Source organism: Cohaesibacter sp. CAU 1516, from assembly GCF_005771485.1.
Classification (GTDB): domain Bacteria; phylum Pseudomonadota; class Alphaproteobacteria; order Rhizobiales; family Cohaesibacteraceae; genus Cohaesibacter; species Cohaesibacter intestini.
Genome location: NZ_VANT01000001.1, coordinates 995051 through 1014468, shown reverse-complemented (window position 1 = coordinate 1014468; position 19418 = coordinate 995051). Strand labels below are relative to the sequence as shown.

Annotated in this window: 10 protein-coding genes; 5 read left to right on the top strand and 5 right to left on the bottom strand. The window is 54.8% G+C overall.

Going from position 1 to position 19418, the window contains the following annotated elements; all coding sequences use genetic code 11:
* The first annotated feature begins 576 nt into the window (after window positions 1–576).
* The gene (locus FDK21_RS04690) at window positions 577–4236 is read left to right on the top strand and encodes a vitamin B12-dependent ribonucleotide reductase (protein ID WP_138147653.1); all 3660 of its coding nucleotides are present in this window, start codon (window positions 577–579) and stop codon (window positions 4234–4236) included.
* Window positions 4237–4326: 90 nt separating this feature from the next.
* Here FDK21_RS04690 and FDK21_RS04685 read toward each other — a convergent pair whose 3' ends face one another.
* The gene (locus FDK21_RS04685) at window positions 4327–4950 is read right to left on the bottom strand and encodes a LysE family translocator (RefSeq protein WP_138147652.1); all 624 of its coding nucleotides are present in this window, start codon (window positions 4948–4950) and stop codon (window positions 4327–4329) included.
* On the opposite strand from FDK21_RS04685, the gene FDK21_RS04680 reads away from it, so the two are divergent.
* The gene (locus FDK21_RS04680) at window positions 4949–5653 is read left to right on the top strand and encodes a hypothetical protein (protein ID WP_138147651.1); all 705 of its coding nucleotides are present in this window, start codon (window positions 4949–4951) and stop codon (window positions 5651–5653) included. The two genes, FDK21_RS04685 and FDK21_RS04680, sit on opposite strands and share 2 nt — an antisense overlap.
* A 39-nt stretch (window positions 5654–5692) precedes the next feature.
* Window positions 5693–7180: an AMP nucleosidase gene (locus FDK21_RS04675; RefSeq protein WP_138147650.1), complete on the top strand. Its 1488-nt coding sequence runs from the start codon at window positions 5693–5695 to the stop codon at window positions 7178–7180.
* 56 nt (window positions 7181–7236) lie between these two features.
* On the opposite strand, the gene FDK21_RS04670 is transcribed toward FDK21_RS04675, so the two are convergent.
* The 3 genes from FDK21_RS04670 to FDK21_RS04660 all read right to left on the bottom strand — a co-directional run bounded on the left by FDK21_RS04670 (window position 7237) and on the right by FDK21_RS04660 (window position 13249).
* Window positions 7237–9537, bottom strand: a complete 2301-nt coding sequence (locus FDK21_RS04670; protein ID WP_138147649.1) for an NADP-dependent malic enzyme — start codon at window positions 9535–9537, stop codon at window positions 7237–7239.
* A 334-nt stretch (window positions 9538–9871) separates the two neighbouring features.
* Window positions 9872–11467: an EAL domain-containing protein gene (locus tag FDK21_RS04665; protein ID WP_171021942.1), complete on the bottom strand. Its 1596-nt coding sequence runs from the start codon at window positions 11465–11467 to the stop codon at window positions 9872–9874.
* Window positions 11468–11641: 174 nt separating this feature from the next.
* A complete protein-coding gene (locus FDK21_RS04660) occupies window positions 11642–13249 on the bottom strand; it encodes an EAL domain-containing protein (RefSeq protein WP_138147647.1) in 1608 nt (535 codons plus the stop codon).
* A gap of 460 nt (window positions 13250–13709) precedes the next feature.
* Between FDK21_RS04660 and FDK21_RS04655 the strand changes: the two genes are divergently transcribed.
* The gene (locus FDK21_RS04655; RefSeq protein ID WP_138147646.1) at window positions 13710–15836 is read left to right on the top strand and encodes a hypothetical protein; all 2127 of its coding nucleotides are present in this window, start codon (window positions 13710–13712) and stop codon (window positions 15834–15836) included.
* Between the two features lie 173 nt (window positions 15837–16009).
* On the opposite strand, the gene aspS is transcribed toward FDK21_RS04655, so the two are convergent.
* Window positions 16010–17791 (bottom strand): aspartate--tRNA ligase, encoded by a 1782-nt coding sequence (gene aspS, locus FDK21_RS04650; RefSeq protein WP_138147645.1) that lies wholly within the window; start codon window positions 17789–17791, stop codon window positions 16010–16012.
* A 360-nt stretch (window positions 17792–18151) separates the two neighbouring features.
* On the opposite strand from aspS, the gene rnd reads away from it, so the two are divergent.
* Entirely contained in the window at window positions 18152–19402 is a 1251-nt protein-coding gene (rnd, locus tag FDK21_RS04645) for a ribonuclease D (RefSeq protein ID WP_138147644.1), read from the top strand.
* Window positions 19403–19418: the final 16 nt, after the last annotated feature.

Genomic DNA, 19418 nt, shown 5'->3' with positions numbered 1-19418 from the left:
AGGGGTTGACGGCCTGAAAGTGCGATTCTTCCTCATTTGCATCCTGTTTCACGAAACACTAGATATAGATATGCACACAATGCCAACCACTATCCATAGTTAACGCGTAATTCCGCGACTTGACGATTTGCGGTCCAAAAAAGCATACTCTGATCCTGTCGCGACGGGCGCGCCACGTATGTGTTTCTGGACCTGTTTTCCAGACTTCCCGACCCAGTATCGAGTGTGAATAACGACGGATCACGGTTCCCCCTAATGCCCATCAAATTGGCTAAGGGAGAAGAAACCGGGACCGGGCAATACTTGTGTCTAATGCTGGAAGATTGGGGCGAGAAACACTATATATAGCGCATCGGTCGCCAAGTTGGACACCATATATAGATTCTGTTAACCTAATTCTGGATCTAATGGTGTTCGTCAACCGAGTGCATTTTGCCACGATTCTGTGGGTGGGTGGACTCGAAACTGAGACAGTGTTGCGGACCGAACCATGGCCACGGTTTATCTCAATCACTGTTTTGCAATTGGCTGGCGAAGGATTTCGTTGGCAGACACATATCTGTAGGGGCTTATTCAATGCGTGTAGAGCGGCGCTATACCACCGAAGGCAAATCGGCCTATGAAGGCATCGAGTTTCGCAAGGCAACAAGTGAAATTCGCAATCCGGACGGGTCCATCGTCTTCAAACTTGAAAATATCGATGTTCCGGCTTCCTGGTCACAGGTTGCAGCCGACATTCTGGCCCAAAAGTATTTCCGCAAGGCTGGCATTCCAGCCGCGCTGAAACGCGTTGAAGAAAATTCCGTTCCCTCCTGGTTGTGGCGCTCCGCCCCCGACGAGGAAGCCCTTGCCCAATTGCCCGAAGACGAGCGCTACGGTCCGGAAATGTCTGCTCAGCAGGTCTTTGACCGTCTGGCTGGCACATGGACCTACTGGGGCTGGAAAGGCGGCTATTTCGATAGCGACGCCGACGCCCGCGCTTTCTTTGACGAACTGCGCTACATGCTCTGCACCCAGCGCGTCGCACCGAACTCGCCACAATGGTTCAACACTGGCTTGCATTGGGCCTATGGCATCGATGGCCCATCTCAGGGGCACCATTATGTCGATTTCGAAACCGGCCGTCTGACCCGCTCTGCCAGCGCCTATGAGCATCCCCAGCCCCATGCCTGCTTCATCCAGTCCATCGCCGATGATCTGGTCAATGATGGCGGCATCATGGATCTGTGGGTGCGTGAAGCCCGCCTGTTCAAATATGGCTCCGGCACCGGCACCAACTTCTCCTCTCTGCGCTCCGAAGGCGAATCTCTTTCCGGTGGCGGCAAGAGCTCGGGCCTGATGTCCTTCCTCAAGATCGGCGACCGGGCAGCGGGCGCGATCAAATCTGGTGGCACCACCCGCCGGGCAGCGAAAATGGTTGTTGTCGACATCGACCACCCTGATATCGAGGCCTATATCAGCTGGAAAGTGAAGGAAGAAGAGAAGGTTGCAGCCATTGTTACCGGCTCCAAGATCGTCTCCAAACACCTGAAAGCCGTCATGAAGGCCTGCGTCAATTGTCAGGGCTCCAACGACGAATGCTTTGATCCAGCCAAAAACCCTGCCTTGAAGCGCGAAATCCGCCTGGCCAAAAAGTCTCAGGTGCCGGAAAACTATATTCGCCGCATCATCCAGTTCGCCAAACAGGGCTACAAGGATATCGAATTCCCGATCTACAACACCGATTGGGACAGCGGTGCCTATCTGACCGTGTCCGGCCAGAATTCCAACAACTCCGTCCGCGTCACCGATGATTTCCTCAATGCCGTCAACGAAGACCGCGACTGGAACCTGATTGGCCGTATAAAAGGTGATGTCCGCAAGACCGTCAAAGCACGCGATTTGTGGGAAAGCATCGGCTATGCCGCTTGGGCATCCGCTGATCCGGGCCTGCAATATCACACCACCATCAACGATTGGCATACCTGTCTGGCAGACGGCGAGATCATCGCATCCAACCCCTGCTCGGAATATATGTTCCTTGACAACACCGCCTGCAACCTTGCCTCCATCAACCTGCTGCAGTTCCTCAAAGCGGACGGCAAGTTCGATGTAGAGCAGTTCGAGCACACCACCCGTCTGTGGACCATGGTGCTGGAAATCTCGGTTCTGATGGCTCAGTTCCCATCGCCAGAGATCGCCGAGCGCTCTTATCTCTACCGCACGCTGGGTCTGGGTTATGCCAACATTGGCGGCCTGTTGATGACCTCGGGCATTCCTTATGACAGCGACGAAGGCCGTGCGATCTGCGGTGCCATCTCCGCACTGATGACCGGTATCTGCTACGCCACCTCGGCTGAAATGGCCAAGGAATTGGGGGCTTTTGCCCGCTACGAAGCCAATGCCGAGCATATGCTGCGTGTCATTCGCAACCATCGCCGCGCTGCCTATGGCCAGAATGATGGCTATGAAGGCCTCGACACCAACCCGGTCGCCCTTGACCATGCCAACTGCAATGACAAGCATCTGTTGAACCATGCTGTTCAGGCATGGGACAAAGCCCTTGAGCTGGGTCAGCAATATGGCTACCGCAACGCCCAGACCACCGTGGTTGCCCCAACCGGCACCATCGGCCTTGTCATGGATTGCGACACAACGGGCATCGAACCGGACTTTGCTCTGGTCAAGTTCAAGAAGCTCGCCGGTGGCGGCTACTTCAAGATTATCAACCGCGCCGTACCAAATGCCCTGCGCACCCTTGGCTACAATGAAGACCAGATCAAAGACATCGAAGCCTATGCAGTTGGTCGCGGCACGCTGAAAAGCTGCAATGCCATCAGCCACAATGCCCTGAAAGGCAAAGGCCTGACCGACGAAAAACTGGCAACTGTAGAAGCAGGCCTTGCAAGCGCCTTCGACATCAAGTTCGCCTTCAACAAGTGGACACTGGGCGAAGACTTCTGCAAGGATACTCTCGGCTTCACCGCAGAACAGCTCGATGACCCGAATTTCGACCTGCTGGCAGCCCTTGGCTTTTCCAAGGAAGAAATCGATGTCGCCAACATTCATGTCTGTGGTGCAATGACGCTGGAAGGCGCTCCGCATCTCAAGGATGAGCATCTGCCGGTCTTCGACTGCGCCAATCCATGCGGCCGCATCGGCAAACGCTATCTGTCGGTTGAAAGCCACATCCACATGATGGCCGCATCCCAGCCCTTCATCACCGGCGCGATCTCCAAGACGATCAACATGCCAAATGATGCATCGGTTGAGGATTGCAAAGAAGCCTACATGCTGTCATGGAAACTGGCCCTCAAGGCCAATGCGCTCTATCGCGACGGCTCCAAACTGTCCCAGCCTCTCAACAGCCAGCTGTTGGCCGATGATGAGGACGAAGCAGAAGATGCAGCCGAAGCCATCGCAGCCACCGCGACGCCTGTTCCAGAGCGTGCAACTCTGGTCACAGAAAAGATCGTTGAACGCATCATTGAACGTCGCATCCGCGAGCGTGAAAAGCTGCCAGATCGCCGCAAGGGCTACACCCAGAAAGCCACCGTTGGCGGCCACAAGGTCTATCTGCGGACCGGTGAATATGATGATGGCTCCATTGGCGAGATCTTCATCGACATGCACAAAGAAGGCGCAGCCTTCCGCTCGTTGATGAACAACTTCGCCATCGCCATCTCGCTTGGTCTGCAATATGGCGTGCCGCTGGATGAATATGTCGACGCCTTCACCTTCACCCGGTTCGAGCCGGCTGGCATGGTGCAGGGCAACGAGGCAATCAAGAACGCCACCTCGATCCTCGACTATGTCTTCCGCGAACTGGCCGTTTCCTATCTGGATCGTCACGATCTCGCCCATGTCAATCCGGACGACATCGCGACCACCTCCACCGGCAAGGGGTCGGCTGAAGGCAAGACCCCGGTTCCGATTTCCAAAGGCCTGCTGCGCGGCAAGACTGAGCGCTTCAAGCTGGTCGATGGACAGGACGTCGCCCAGAGTCAGGCCGCAGCGCCAACGGCTGCGATGCCATCTGGCACCACGACCATGCTGAAATCGGAAAGCCAAGCGCAGCCAAGCCCGACCGAGGTCGGCCAGATCAAAGCCGAACCAACCAAGGCCGATCAGATCGCTCTGGCCCGCATGAAGGGCTATGAAGGGGAAAGCTGCAGCGAATGCGGCAACTTCACCATGGTCCGCAACGGCACCTGCCTCAAATGCGATACCTGCGGTTCGACCAGCGGCTGCAGCTAAGATCCTTTGATTATGACAAACACAAAGCCCCGCTCACATCGAGCGGGGCTTTTTCGTTTCAAGCGATATGAATGAGACTATATTCCGCCCTCACCGCTCCGTCAGAGCCAACCGCGCGCCCAGCGCAACGAAGCTCGCAGCGAAACCGCGCTTCAGCCACGTCATCACGCCCGGCCGGGCCAACAGCTGGTCCCGCACCTGTGCAGCAGCTCCAGCAACAAGAGCAAAGACCACAAAGGTCATGGCCATGAAGACACCACCCAAATAGATCATGTCCCCGACCGGGTTGGTCGCTTCGGCGGAAATGAATTGCGGTAGAAATGCCAGAAAGAAGATCGACAATTTCGGATTGAGCAAATTGAGCAAGATACCGTCGCGGATAATGGAGGCTGATGACCGGCGGACTTGGTGTTCGGGTTCCAGAGTTGACCTGTCAAAGCGGCTGCGATCCCGGATCATTTGATAGGCCATGAACAGCAGATAGGCCACACCGGCAAATTTAACCACCTGGAAGGCCAGAGCGCTCGCATGCAGCAAGGCAGCAACCCCCAGAATGGCGGCGGTTATGTGCGAAATGATCGACAATGTTCCACCCAACGCCGCGATCAATCCGGCGCGAAAGCCATGCGACAGGGTCGAGACGAGCGTGTAAATCATGCCCGTTCCCGGTGTGATGACAATGAACAAAGAGGTCAGTAAGAATTCTGGCGACATGAAACAATCCCATGATGAAAAGCAACGTGGGATCAGGCTAGGTCATATGGCAAACGCCGCCAACCCGAAACTTGCGCGGCGATCAATCCGTCTGGAAATGGCACTTATTCATCGTACCGAACTGATCAAGCCCAACGGTTTGATCAGAGCGGATCTCGGTTCTGCAGCCAAACCGGGCGCCGCTAAACGGCAACACATTGACTTTGGCTTTCAACCCCTTACCGACGGGCAGGCATACAGTCGCCCCGGCAACAAAGGTTCGCTCGAGCATTCCGGCGCTCGACGACATAACGACATAGAGATTTTTGGGCGTGTCATTGCGAACGCACGCAGCCTCGGCAGCGGTCGCAAAGAGCGGGAATGCGCAGAAAACTGCGACTATCGAGATACATTTCCGCACGGGGGCCTCGGATTTCACGTCAACTCTCCTGTGCTTGTGATGGCGAACAACCAAATTCGGGTCGCCCGGCCCGAAATTAATCGCGTTCTTAACCATGCTACGCGTAAACCTGTAAACAATTTCAAAAATACGGCAATTTTTATGATGAGCCGGAAGAACGGAATGGCTTTCAGCAATCTAGGCACAAGTCGCAGGATAGTTCATGGTGCTGTAAGCTGGAAAACAAATCAATTGATCACATATATGCAACAACAAAGCGATAACCGTTGCCGAAACAACATTTCTCTTGACCTTTTTCTCTAACAGGTAGAAAAGGCCAGAGGAAAAGGAGAAAGATTAAGAATGAAAAAGCCCTTTTCCGTGATCACGCCCAACGCGTTCAGCCACGAGACCTTTCGCAATGCGTCCGAAGCCATTGATCGGTTGCTGGCCATCTATGACACCCATACCAGTTTTCTGCAGGATGCCTTCACCCGCGTCGCGCAAGGCGATGTCCCTGCCTCTGGTCGCTATCGAGCGACCTATCCCGAAATTCGCATCACCACCGACACGCATGCCCAGATTGACAGCCGCCTGTCTTTTGGCCACGTACCCGGCCCGGGCTGCTATGCCTCCACCATCACACGGCCAGACCTGTTTCGCCACTATCTGACCACCCAGATCGGGTTGCTGTTATCCAACCATCAAGTGGCTATCGAGGTCGGCCCATCCCAAACACCGATCCCGGTGCATTTTGCTTGGCCCAACGGCATGGATGTCGATGGAGAATTGCCAGAGACCTGGGCGCGGCCTTTGCGCGATGTGTTTGATGTGCCGGATCTTGCCATCACCGATGACGCCATTGTCAACGGCACCCGCCATTTCGGCCCAGATGATGTGGTCCCCCTTGCGCCCTTCACCGGTCCGCGCATCGATTATTCGCTCCATCGTCTGGCCCATTACACCGCCACCAAGCCCGAGCATTTCCAAAATTTCGTGCTCTTTACCAACTACCAATTTTATGTTGATGAGTTTGTGGCGTGGGCACGCAAGGAAATGGCAAAAGGCAACTCGGACTATGAGAGTTTTGTCGAGATCGGCAACATGATCACACCGAGCGGGTCGGAGGCACCAACTGAAGGCATGCCACTGAGCCGGTTGCCGCAAATGCCTGCCTATCACTTGAAGCGCAAGGATCACAGCGGCATCACCTTGGTCAATATCGGCGTCGGACCGTCCAACGCCAAAACCATCACCGACCATATTGCCGTCCTCCGCCCCCATGCCTGGCTGATGCTTGGCCATTGTGCGGGCCTGCGCAACACCCAGCGCTTGGGCGACTATGTTCTGGCCCATGGCTATGTGCGCGAAGACCATGTCCTTGATGCCGACCTGCCCACATGGGTGCCGATCCCCGCATTGGCCGAAATACAGGTCGCGCTGGAAGGTGCGGTCGCCGAAGCCACCGGCCTTGAGGATTACGAGTTGAAAAAGATCATGCGGACCGGCACCGTCGCCACCATCGACAACCGCAACTGGGAACTGCGCGACCATGAAGAACCGGTTGAGCGTCTGTCCCAGTCCCGCGCCATCGGGCTGGATATGGAATCCGCCACCATTGCCGCCAACGGATTCCGCTTCCGTGTGCCCTATGGCACCCTACTCTGCGTCTCTGACAAGCCACTGCATGGGGAGCTCAAACTGCCCGGCATGGCCAGCAGCTTCTATACCCAACAGGTCGCCCAGCATCTGCAAATCGGCATTCGGGCGATGGAAAAGCTCCGCGAGATGCCAATTGAACGTCTCCATTCAAGGAAGCTGCGCAGCTTCGCCGAAACGGCATTCCAATAGAAGATCCAACAAAAAAGGCGCCGCAAGGCGCCTTTTTCATATGATATGAAAATCAATCAAACATCTGAATTGGCAAAGTAATTTTGCGCATCAACCGTCGCCAGCGCAGTCATGTTGACCACACCGCGCGAGGTGACCGACGGGGTTAGAATATGGGCAGGCTTGGCCATGCCGATCATGATCGGCCCCACATGCAGCGCTTCGGTCATTTCCTTGATCAGGTTCAGCGCGATATTGGCGGAATCCATTGACGGGAAGACCAGCAGATTGGCACTGCCCTTCAATTTCGAATTCGGCATCACCCGATCGCGCAACACCTGCGACAGGGCAGCGTCCCCATGCATCTCGCCATCGACTTCCAAATCCGGAGCCGCCTGCCAGATGATGTCCAGCGCTTCGCGCATCTTCAGGGACGTGTCAAAGTCGCGCGTCCCGAAGTTGGACGAAGACAACAAGGCAACCTTTGGCGTCAGACCGAAGCGACGGATATGCTCCGAAGCCCGCAAGGCTGTCTGGGCGATTTCCGAGGCGCTGGGATAGTTATTGACATAGGTGTCGGTCAGAAAATAGGCACCACGCCGATTGATCAGCAACGACAGGGCTGAACATTCCTTAAAACCCTCCTGCAAGCCGATGATCGACTGGACTTCAAGCAGATGTTTGCGAAAACGACCGTCAAGGCCACAGATCAACGCATCTGCATCCCCCCGCGCCACGGCCAACGACCCGATGATGGTGGTGTTGGACCGCACGATGGTGCCTGCCGCCTGCGGATGCACACCCTTGCGGCCCACACAGGCAAAATATTCGTTCACATAGTCACGATAACGTGGATCATCGAGCGGGTTGATGATCTCGCAATCCTCACCCGGCTTGAAGCGCAAACCGAAGCGCTCGGCCCGCTTCTGCATCACGTCCGGGCGCCCGATCAGGATCGGCTGTGCCAATCCATCCTCGATGGCAATGGCTGCCGCACGCAGCACGCGTTCATCTTCACCATCGGAATAGATCACCCGCTTGGGATCACTCTTGGCCTGCGCGATCATATTCTTCATGATCAGACCGGAGCGGAAGACAAAGCGGCCCAAACGTTCATTATAGGCGTCGAAATCCTCGATTGGCCGCTTGGCCACCCCGGTTTCCATAGCCGCCTTGGCGACCGCCGGCGCAATGCGCAGGATCAGCCGCGGATCAAAAGGCGTGGGAATGAGATAGTTGGGGCCAAACGGATGCAACTGGCCTTCCGCAGCGCGGGCCGCGACCTCGGAAATCTCTTCCTTGGCCAGTTCCGCGATCGCTCGAACTGCCGCATGCTTCATTTCTTCGTTGATGGCGGTCGCTTCCACATCCAGTGCACCGCGGAAGATATAGGGGAAGCAGAGCACATTATTGACCTGGTTCGGATAATCCGAACGGCCCGTGCAAAGCACAGCATCCGGACGCACCGCCTTTGCCTCTTCAGGCATGATTTCCGGCGATGGGTTAGCCAGTGCCATGATCAGCGGATTGGCAGCCATTTTCTTGACCATCTCCGCCTTCAGAACACCGCCTGCCGACAGACCAAGGAAAATGTCTGCGCCATCAATCACTTCATCCAGGTCGCGCAGATCGGTTTTCTGGGCAAAGACCGCTTTCCACTCGTCCATTTCTTCCCGGCCTTGATAGACAACACCGTCAATGTCCGAGACCCAGATATTCTCTTTCCTGGCCCCAAGAGAGACCAGCAAATGCAGGCAGGCCAGCGCAGCGGCCCCGGCACCGGACGCAACGATCTTGGCGTTCGCAATGTCTTTGTTGGCGTGGCTGAGACCGTTGAGCACCGCCGCCCCAACAATGATAGCCGTGCCATGTTGGTCATCATGGAAGACCGGGATATCCATCCGCTCGCGCAGCTTGCGCTCGATTTCAAAGCACTCAGGCGCCTTGATATCTTCAAGATTGATACCGCCAAACGTTGGCTCCAAAGCCGCCACCACGTTGACGAATGGATCGATTTCGGTTTCATCCACCTCGATATCGAACACGTCGACACCAGCAAATTTCTTGAACAGGACCGCCTTGCCTTCCATCACCGGTTTGGAGGCCAACGGGCCGATTGGACCAAGCCCGAGAACGGCTGTACCGTTGGAAACGACCGCCACCAGATTACCGCGTGCCGTATAGTCGAAAGCCTTGCCGGGATCTTCGGCAATGTCATTACAAGGGGCCGCCACGCCGGGGCTGTAAGCAAGCGCCAGATCGCGCTGGTTGCCCAGTGGTTTCGTCGCTGCAATTTCCAACTTACCGGGTTGCGGATAGGAGTGGTAGAAGCAAGCAGCCTCATCCAACTCGCTTCTGGCTTTGGTCTCTTCGGTCATGATGTCTATCTCGTGCTTTGATTATGTCTTCTTGAATTCCCGCAGGCATTCAGCCGCCGGATGCACTGATTGACGCGGGGTCAACCAGCCGAGCCTCCTGATCCGAACACTAGACCTTTTGCGTAGGAATAGCGATATTACCCACTCAAGAAAAAAGCAGCGAAAGGCATTTGTGACGATTGCACCCCACAAACTTCCCCTTTCGGATAGGCAGCAAACGCCATCGCCTGAGAAAACAATCTCATTCAGACTGCCTACAGCGCCGCACATACAGATATGTCAGAGATTGCCAGGGGATGTCAGATCAGCAAACGCTTACGATCGAGTTGGACGATCAGGCAGCTGTCGCTTGCTCACGATCCGCTTGTTCGCCCTTGTTTGATGCTCCATTGGCTTCCGGTGCTTTTGGAGGAGCAATGCGTTTGGCACTCGCCTTGAACAGGTCGACAAAGGAGTTGGCAGGCAATGGTGGGGCAAACAGATAGCCCTGAGCTGCAGAGACACCCATCTTGCGCAAAAGCAGAACCTGCTGCTCGGTCTCAACGCCTTCGGCAATCACGCCGATATCCAGCTTGCCTGCCAGCTGAACGACCCCGCCAACCAGTTCCTTGCCTCCAAGCCCCCTGTTAAGGGAATCAACCATCAGCTTATCAAGCTTGAGAATATCGACACCGAAGGTCGACAGATTGTGCAACCCGCTATGTCCCGACCCGACATCATCAAGAGCGATCTCGGCACCCAAAGCTTGAATCTTCGAAATCACATCATTGGCAAGTTCGATATCATTCAACGGCACACGATCTGAAATCTCGAAAATCAGATTCTTGTAGGTAACCAGACTGTCCTGAAAGACATCGCGAATATCTGAGACAATCGTGTCATCAGCCAATTGATGGGAAAACAGATTGAAGGACACATGGAATTCCAGCCCGGTCGCCGCAACAGGCGCCAGAATATCCCGAGTCGCTTCCATGATATGGCAGGTGACTTCCCGCGTAAGTCGGAAATTTTGCGCCAACGGCAGGAATTCATGCGGCGGTATCGTTCTGCCATCGGGTTTGTGCCAGCGCGCAAGCACTTCGCAGCCGGTGATCATGCCCGTTTCCAAATCGACAATCGGCTGCATGAATGGCACAAACTCACCATTGTCGATCGCGTCAAGAATGCGGTCACCTTCATTCGGCCGATAACGTCCCAGATAATAGCCCCAGAACAGAGCGATGAAGCCGAAAATCGTGCCAAAGGCACTAACAATTTCCCGCATTTCCTCGGTCACGGCATAGAGCGCATCTTCCGAAATCGAGATATCGACCTCAAATGGCAGATACTCCGAAAGCTTGTGCACCTTGACGATGGTGTCACCGCGCATATTGCTTGGTTCGAGGATATACCACGGGTTGCCCGCCCCCATCGACAACATGGCAATGCGAAATGGGCGCAAGTCATTGCGCACCGGGTCCGTGCTTATCAGCTCGCCCGGCACCCGCGCCACAAGACGGCGACCATTGGCCACATGGCGCGCGACCAGCAAAGAAGGAAGCGTATCCTCCCCTTCTCCGGACAATGAAAGCGTGATTTCGGGATTGTTGACAGAGAAGTTTGGCAACAGTCCCGCCTGCCGCGAGGACTGCCCCAAATCGGTGCAAACCAGATTGCCATTGCGATCGACCAGACCAATCGTGTCGACCCATGCAAGGGAGCGCGTAGCTTCACTATAGAGATAACGGTGATCTGCCGTGCAGGACAGGCCATTGGATTGGGCCAATCGGTTGAGCAGCTTGATCGCCTCTTCCGTCGCATGCGCAGCCCTCTCCATCATCAACTGGCTTGCCACCTCGACATCGGCTTTGATGTCCTTCTTGGCTTGCCATAACAGGATAGACTGCGCTCCAAGCGTCAGGAAGTAGGCCCCGATCACTCCAAGCAACATGAAAAGCGCTATCTTTTTCCCGTTTCTGATCATGGAACCCTGCAAGTTGATTGACTCGCATTGCAGCATAAAGCAGTGAAAAATCGGTATATTTTTCAATGAATCACAAGCTGTATGCAAAAAAATGATCCCCAAGCAGGAGATCAGCACAGACACGCAAAAATGAGAGGGTTCTTACGCGGACTTTACAGCAGACATGGCACCAGTATCTTCTCTGGAGACGTCGCTGGCTGCATCCTTTTTGACCTGCTTACCAGCATTACCACCAAGTGCTTCGACCAGTTGCAGATAGGCACTGGCAGGCAGTGGAGGAGAGAAAAGATAGCCCTGCGCTTCGTTGATCCCCGACCGCCGCAAATAGGCCAATTGCTCTTCGGTTTCAACACCTTCAGCAACGACGACCATATTCATGCCGCGCGCCATCTGGCTCAGGGAATCGACAATCGGAACCTGACTGCTATCCCCGGTAATGGCATCAACGAACAACTTGTCGATCTTGATGATATCCATGCCGAGGGTTTGAAGGTAGGTAAAGCCGCCATGGCCGGTCCCCGCATCATCCAGCGCCACACGGATACCCAGTTTTTGCATCCGCATGATAATAGCCCGCGCCCGATCAAGATTTTCAAGCGGCTGGCGCTCCGTTATTTCAAACACCAACTGGTCAAACCGCACGCCGCTATTGCCGAAGCACTGCTCGATTTCAGACACCACTTTCAAATTGTCGAAATGGCGGTTGAACAGGTTGATTGCCACTTTCAAATGATGGCGCCCTTGATAGGCCCCTCCAAGATCCTGCGCCACCTGCTCCATCAAGGATGTCGTCATTGGTCGTGCCAGACCGGTTGCCTCGGCCAGATCAATGAAATGCCCCGGCGACAGGATGGTGCCGTCTTCCTTGCGCCAGCGGACCAGCACTTCGCAGCCAGACAATCTACCACTTTGGATATCGATAATCGGTTGATAATACGGAATGAACTCGCGCCGGCGAATGCCTTCCTCGATGGTATTGTGCGGGTCGGGTTTCTTCAGCGCCATGCGCACGAAGAAGATGAGGATCAGGGCTCCGCTCAGAACGCCAAAACCATTGATGACATTCATCGCTCCGCTCGACGCGGCCCAGGCCTCCTGAAACGGCAAACTGGCCGACACTGAAATCGGATAGCGACTGGACTTTTCCTGATGGGAAATCAAGTCATCCTTGAGAACCGGATTCTCGTGAAAGGTGGCAAAAGGCGCCCGTTTCAGAAGGCGGCTCTTGGGTGTGGTCTCGACAAGCATGGTGCCGTTTTCAAGCATCACAGACAGCTCAAAGCTACTGGAAAAATCACTTTGCCGGTCATCGAGATTGAAAGCATCCTCAAGGATGAACCCGCCAATCGAAACCTGATCATCGATCGACCAATTGACCAGTAGCCCGCGCATTTCGGAATCCCGATCTTGAACAGCCACATAACTCAAATGGTCAACGCCACCAACAGCCTTGGCGGAAATCGGATGGAAACTGGCGCTTTGCTGCATCGACGAGCAATACATGAATTCGCCGTTATAGATCAGCCCCACATCATGCAGCACTGGATGCCGCAAAATCATCGACCGGAACCGGTCCTGCAACGACTTGTCGCAAACTGGCACGCGATAATGCGGCAGCACAGAAAAGATGTCGATGGCTGTCTGGATAAGCGTCTCGGACCGTGCCAACACCCGCTTGGATGTCTGCTCCAACTGCTGGTGCCCTTGCGTCATGACATAATCGCGCATGAAGATGTTGGCCGCAAACAAAGGCAGCACACCTAACACAACGCCCACAAGGAGCAAGATTATGGATCTGATCGGTTTTCGCAAGACGCATAGCCCTCCATACCGTACAAACGATAGTAATGGAGCCCTAACATTGACTTAATTCCGCGACCGCCAGCAGGCAGAAACAGCTTATTGCAAGACGAAAAATGCAAGAATTCACAACTTGTTACCTTTGCAGTCCAGCACTTAACGTCAATCGGATCCCGAAAGGTCGATCACCAAAATATGGCTTGTCTTTTCCCCCTATCGTGCGCAGACTTCTTATTATCGCCATGAAGACAATTGAAGGTTGCCCAAAAAATGCACACATAGCTGCACAATGAGGTGACCCGGAACCGAATTTCATAAAGCCCGACGTCTGCTCGACCCAACCCCGAGCTCTAACCAATTTCTTTTTTTGACCGATCTTGTCTTCGAAAAATCAAGAGGCAAATTGACAATGAAACGCCACGCTCTTTCCTTATCTTTTCTTCTCATCTCCACCTCGCTGGTGCAGGCCCAAAGCGATGCCGAAAAGGCCTTTCAGGCCATGATCGATGACGTCAATGCCTCCGGCTGGCTGACGGTGGAGGTCGGCTCGACACACTATCAGGCAGACAAGGATCTGTTGACCGCTCAGAATGTCGTCTACAAGCTCAATTGGTCTTTGCCTGAAACGGGCATAAAAGCCGCCAACAGCACAACCACTGACGCAACAGAAAACGGCACCGCGGAAAACGACGATCTTACCATCGATCTTGAAATCACGGTGCCATCCATGACTGGCGCAGGTTTCGCCCTCAAGGAAGACGGCATCACCTATGACAGCATCATCTATGAAGGCATAACCTTTGATGTGACGCTGGATGCCGAAGGCACCGCGAGTGACATGCAACTGAAGGCGCGTGCGCTCGGCAAGGATCAGGTGAGCAATGGATTCCAGCCTTTTGTCGGCGAATTCAAGATTGCGCCCTCCCGACCAATCGGCAGTTTCCTTGACTATATCCGCCCCATCCTGACCAAGCCGTCCTACGAAAAATATAGCTCCGACGGCTATATCATGACCCAGTTCGCGCCCGACGGTGCCGCAATCGAAGAACGCGAAATCGGCCCCATCACTCTGACAGACTTCGCCAATGGCCGGATAGACAGCATGGAAATGGCCTATCAGAAGGGCAAGATTTCCGTTGTTGAGCGGGGCAAAGAGGCAAACGACGACCTGCCCTTTGATCAGGTGACATTTGAAGCAGGCAAGACCGTCTATGAAGGCTATGACATGGCCGCTCTTTGGGCTGCCATTGACCCCGGCATGCCGCCGATCGAAGGCACCAGAGACGTTGTCAAAGTGGCAACGACCGAAAACATGTCCTTTTCCGCAAAGGGCTTCTTTACCGCCACACTGGGCCCATCAACTCAAAAAGACCTCACGGTAAAACAGCCTGCAAGTTACATTGTCCCTTTGCTGGACAAGATGATCAGTCAGGACCAAAAACCAGACAAGATGCCACCGGAAGACCAGAAGGCCTTGATCAAGGCTGGTTTTGATCTGGCAAGGTCCTTCTCCTATGGTCTGGGGGAAGTCAAAGACATTCAGTTCAGCGGCACCATCCCCGAAGGCGACTTGTCAGGCCAGACAGTCGAGGCCAAACTGAGCTCAATGCGCATCGCCGACATCAACAAAGACGGCATTGGCGAAATGTCTCTCTCTGGATTTGACTTCACAGGTCCGGTTGGGGTGTCCGCAGCCTTTGATCGCTTTGCTATCGAAAATCTCGAATTTCCCAATTATGCCCATATCGAAACCGTGATCGACAAGGGACTGGCGGGCGAAGAGCCAACCCCGGCTGACTCAGCCAAGCTGGCGCCCAATGCCATCAAGATGGTGCTCAATGGCCTGAAAGTCAGGGATCCATCCGCCAACATGGTCAGTGCCAACCAGATCCTGATCGAAACCAAGAAACAGGGTCTCGCCATTCCGACCCTGATCAAGACCCGTATTTCAGATCTGTCAGTACCGAAAGATCTGATCCAGCATCCGATGGTGTCGGTGCTGATGACTCAGCTCAATATGGAACGCTTGTTGGTCAACGAAGACATCACCCTGCGTTGGGATGAAGCCAGCGAAAGCATCAAACTCGACCCACTGAATATCGAACTGGCTGACATCGCCAAGCTCGATGGCTCGATCAATTTCGGCGGCATCCTGCGTGCCTACCTGGATGATCCGGAACAGGCCCAGGCAGCAATCGCCACCGGTACGGTGCTGCCATCCTCCCTCACCCTGACCAATCTTGGCGGCATTGATGAAATGATCAATATGGCAGGTGGCTTCTCTGGCATGGGACCCGATCAGGTGCGCAGCTTCGCGGAAAGCCAGATACAGGCCATTCTCTCCGCCTTCACCAAACCGGACTTCGCCCAGATGGTGGCAGGCGAGGTCAAAGCCTTCCTTGCCAATCCGGACAACATCACCATTTTGCTCAAGCCCGGTGCTCCTGTCCCAGTTGCTCAGCTGCTGGGCGCGGCCTCACAAGCCCCGCACGCGATTCCGGACATTCTGAAGATCGGCGTAACCGCCAATCAGTGAATCCAATCCCGCCCCGCTGCCCTCAAATCTCGGTGCAACGGGGCGACAGCCCCAAACGATAATCAACCGGAATTCAGGTGATACGGTCATTGGGGCCAACAATCGGACAAACAAAAAGGGCGCTCACCAGAACGCCCTTTTTCTATTTCAAATCAAACTTTTAAGAAAAAGTCTTATTCCGGCAAGTTAAGCCGCAGATGCAATTCACGGAGCTGTTGGTTGGTTGGCTCGCTTGGCGCGCCCATCAACAAATCTTCAGCCTGCTGGTTCATCGGGAACAGGGTGATCTCACGCAGGTTCGGCGTACCACACAGCAGCATCACGATACGGTCCAGACCCGCAGCCATGCCACCATGCGGTGGCGCGCCATACTGGAATGCACGATACATGCCGCCAAAGCGCTCGATCAGAACCTCTTCATCGTAGCCAGCAATTTCGAAGGCTTTCTTCATCACTTCGATCTTGTGGTTACGGATCGCGCCGGAGCCGATTTCAAAGCCGTTGCAGACCACGTCATACTGATAAGCATCGAGCTTCAGAGGGTCCGTTTCCTCCAGCCCTTTCAGCTCGCCCTTTGGCATGGAGAATGGGTTGTGGCAGAAATCGACTTTCTCTTCGTCATCGTTCCACTCATACATCGGGAAGTCGACGATCCAGCACAGCTCGAAGCGATCACGATCGATCAGATCCAGCTCTTCACCAGCCCGGTTACGAGCCTTACCGGCAAAGTCGTAGAATTTCTTCGGATCACCCGCAACGAAGAAGCAGGCATCACCCGCATCCAGACCCAGCTGGGTGCGGATGGCTTCGGTGCGCTCTGGGCCGATATTCTTGGCCAGTGGACCTGCGCCCTCAAGGCTGCCATCGTCATTCTTGCGCCAGAAGATATAGCCAAGACCCGGCTGACCTTCACTCTGCGCCCAGCTGTTCATGCGGTCACAGAAGGTACGCGAGCCACCGGTTTTGGCCGGGATGCCCCAGACTTCATTCTGCTCTTCTTCCAGCATGCGGGCAAAGATCTTGAAGCCCGAGCCACGGAAATGCTCGGAGACTTCTTCCATCTCGATCGGAATACGCAGGTCAGGCTTGTCAGAGCCATATTTGCGCAGTGCTTCCGCGTATGGAATGCGTGGGAAGTCTTGCGTCACAGGCTTGCCATCAGCAAATTCAGCAAACAGATCGCGGATCACCGGCTCCATGGTGTTGAGCACATCGTCTTCGGTGACGAAACTCATTTCCACGTCAAGCTGGTAGAATTCGCCCGGCAGGCGATCAGCGCGCGGATCTTCATCGCGGAAGCAAGGGGCAATCTGGAAATATTTGTCAAAACCGGAAATCATCAGCAGCTGTTTGAACTGCTGCGGTGCCTGTGGCAGGGCGTAGAATTTGCCCGGATGAATACGGCTTGGCACCAGATAGTCACGCGCCCCTTCCGGAGAAGAAGCAGCAAGGATCGGCGTCTGGAATTCGTTAAAGCCGATATCCTGCATCCGGCGACGGGCCGAAGCGATGATCGCAGAGCGCTTGAGAATGTTGCCATGGATGGTTTCGCGACGCAGGTCAAGGAAACGATATTTCAGGCGCGTATCTTCAGGATAGTCCGGCTCACCAAAGACCGGCAGCGGCAGCTCTTTTGATGCGCCCAGCACTTCCAGCTTGGAAATAAAAATCTCGACATGCCCGGTAGGCAGGCCTTCATTGATCGTCTCGGCGGTGCGGGCTTTGACTTCACCTTCGATCAGAATGCACCATTCGCCGCGCACTTTTTCGGCTTCGGCAAAGGCAGGAGAATCCGGATCGGCCACGACCTGGGTGAGACCATACTGGTCGCGCAAATCGATAAAGAGAAGACCACCATGGTCTCGTACGCGGTGAACCCAACCGGAAAGGCGAACGTGCTCGCCCACATTGCTTTCGCGAAGGTCGCCACAAGTATGGCTGCGATAAGGATGCATGAATAGTGTCCTGATTCTGGAGATATCGGACCCCTCACCCCTTTGAGGCAAGAGCGCCCATCCCGATTTGAAAACTCGACCGAAAAATCGACCCGCACTTAATAGAGGGGATTTCCTTCAGTTTCAATGAAAAAGGGCGCGCAAATGACGCCCTCGATGCTTCAGGCCGGACCGTGCATTTCTGAACCGAAACTGTCAAGCCAGAGGACTGGCTTCGGCGCCTTTTTGCGTGAAAATCAACGAAAAACGAGCGATTGGGACGAACAGGCCGACATTTGCTGCAACTAATCCCCATTTCACGGGCATTGTCTGAAAGAGTGGGCGACAAAACTGGATTGTTTCTATATAAGCGATTGCGAAATGAAAACAATTACGACCACTGCCGAGTTGGCAGACGCCTGTACCCAATTTGCTGCGCATCCCTATGTCACCGTAGACACGGAATTTCTGCGCGAAACAACCTATTGGCCCAAGCTTTGCCTCATCCAGATGGCAGGCCCGGATCTATCGGTTATTGTCGATCCGCTCGCGGATGGCATTGATCTGGCTCCCTTCTTCGCCTTGATGGCTGATGAGAGTGTGACCAAGGTGTTTCACGCCGGTCGTCAGGATATCGAGATCATCTATCATCTCGGCAATCTGATCCCGGCGCCCATGTTCGACAGTCAAGTCGCGGCGATGGTCTGCGGCTTTGGTGATTCCATCTCTTATGATCAGCTGGTCCTGCGCCTCACCGGCAACCGGATCGACAAATCCAGCCGTTTTACCGACTGGTCCCGTCGTCCCCTGACCGACAAGCAACTCACCTATGCGATGGCAGACGTTACCCACCTGCGGGATGTCTATCATGCTTTGCGTGCCAATCTCGACGAGCAGCAGCGCAGCGAATGGGTGCAGGAGGAAATGGAAATCCTCACCTCGCCGGAAACCTACTATACCGAGCCGGTCAATGCCTGGAAGCGCATGAAACTGCGCATCCGCAAGCCCCGCGAATTTGCCGCCCTGAAGAAGCTGGCCGCTTGGCGCGAGAAAGAAGCCCAATCCCGCAACGTGCCACGCAACCGCATTCTCAAGGACGAGGCTATTTTCGAACTGGCGATCCAGCAACCGCAAAGCCCGGATGCTCTGGCCGCCCTGCGCTCGGTCTCCAAAGGCTATGAACGGTCCAAATCTGGCGTCGATCTCCTCGAGATGATGCAGGAAGTGGCGAAAATTCCGAATGAGGACCTGCCTGAGGTTCCAAGGGGAAAGGTCCAGCCCGAAGGGTCGGGCGCCGCGGTCGACTTGATGAAAGTGCTGCTAAAGCTCACCTCAGAGAAGCACGGCGTGGCCGCAAAGGTCATCGCAACCGTTGATGATCTGGAAAAGATTGCCAGTGACGACGAGGCAGACATCCCGGCCCTAAAAGGCTGGCGCCGGGAGCTGTTCGGTCAGCACGCCCTATTGATCAAAAAGGGCGAACTGGCCCTGCGCCTTGAAGGCAAGAAGGTGGCAACCATCGAATGCGAGCCGCCTGTTCTGCCCGAAAAGAAGCCTGCGAGCAAACGCCGCCGCAAACCCAAAAAGCCGGATCCAATCCAGCAAGAGGCAGCCGCACAAAAAGCCGAATAGCAAAAGACGATGCCAG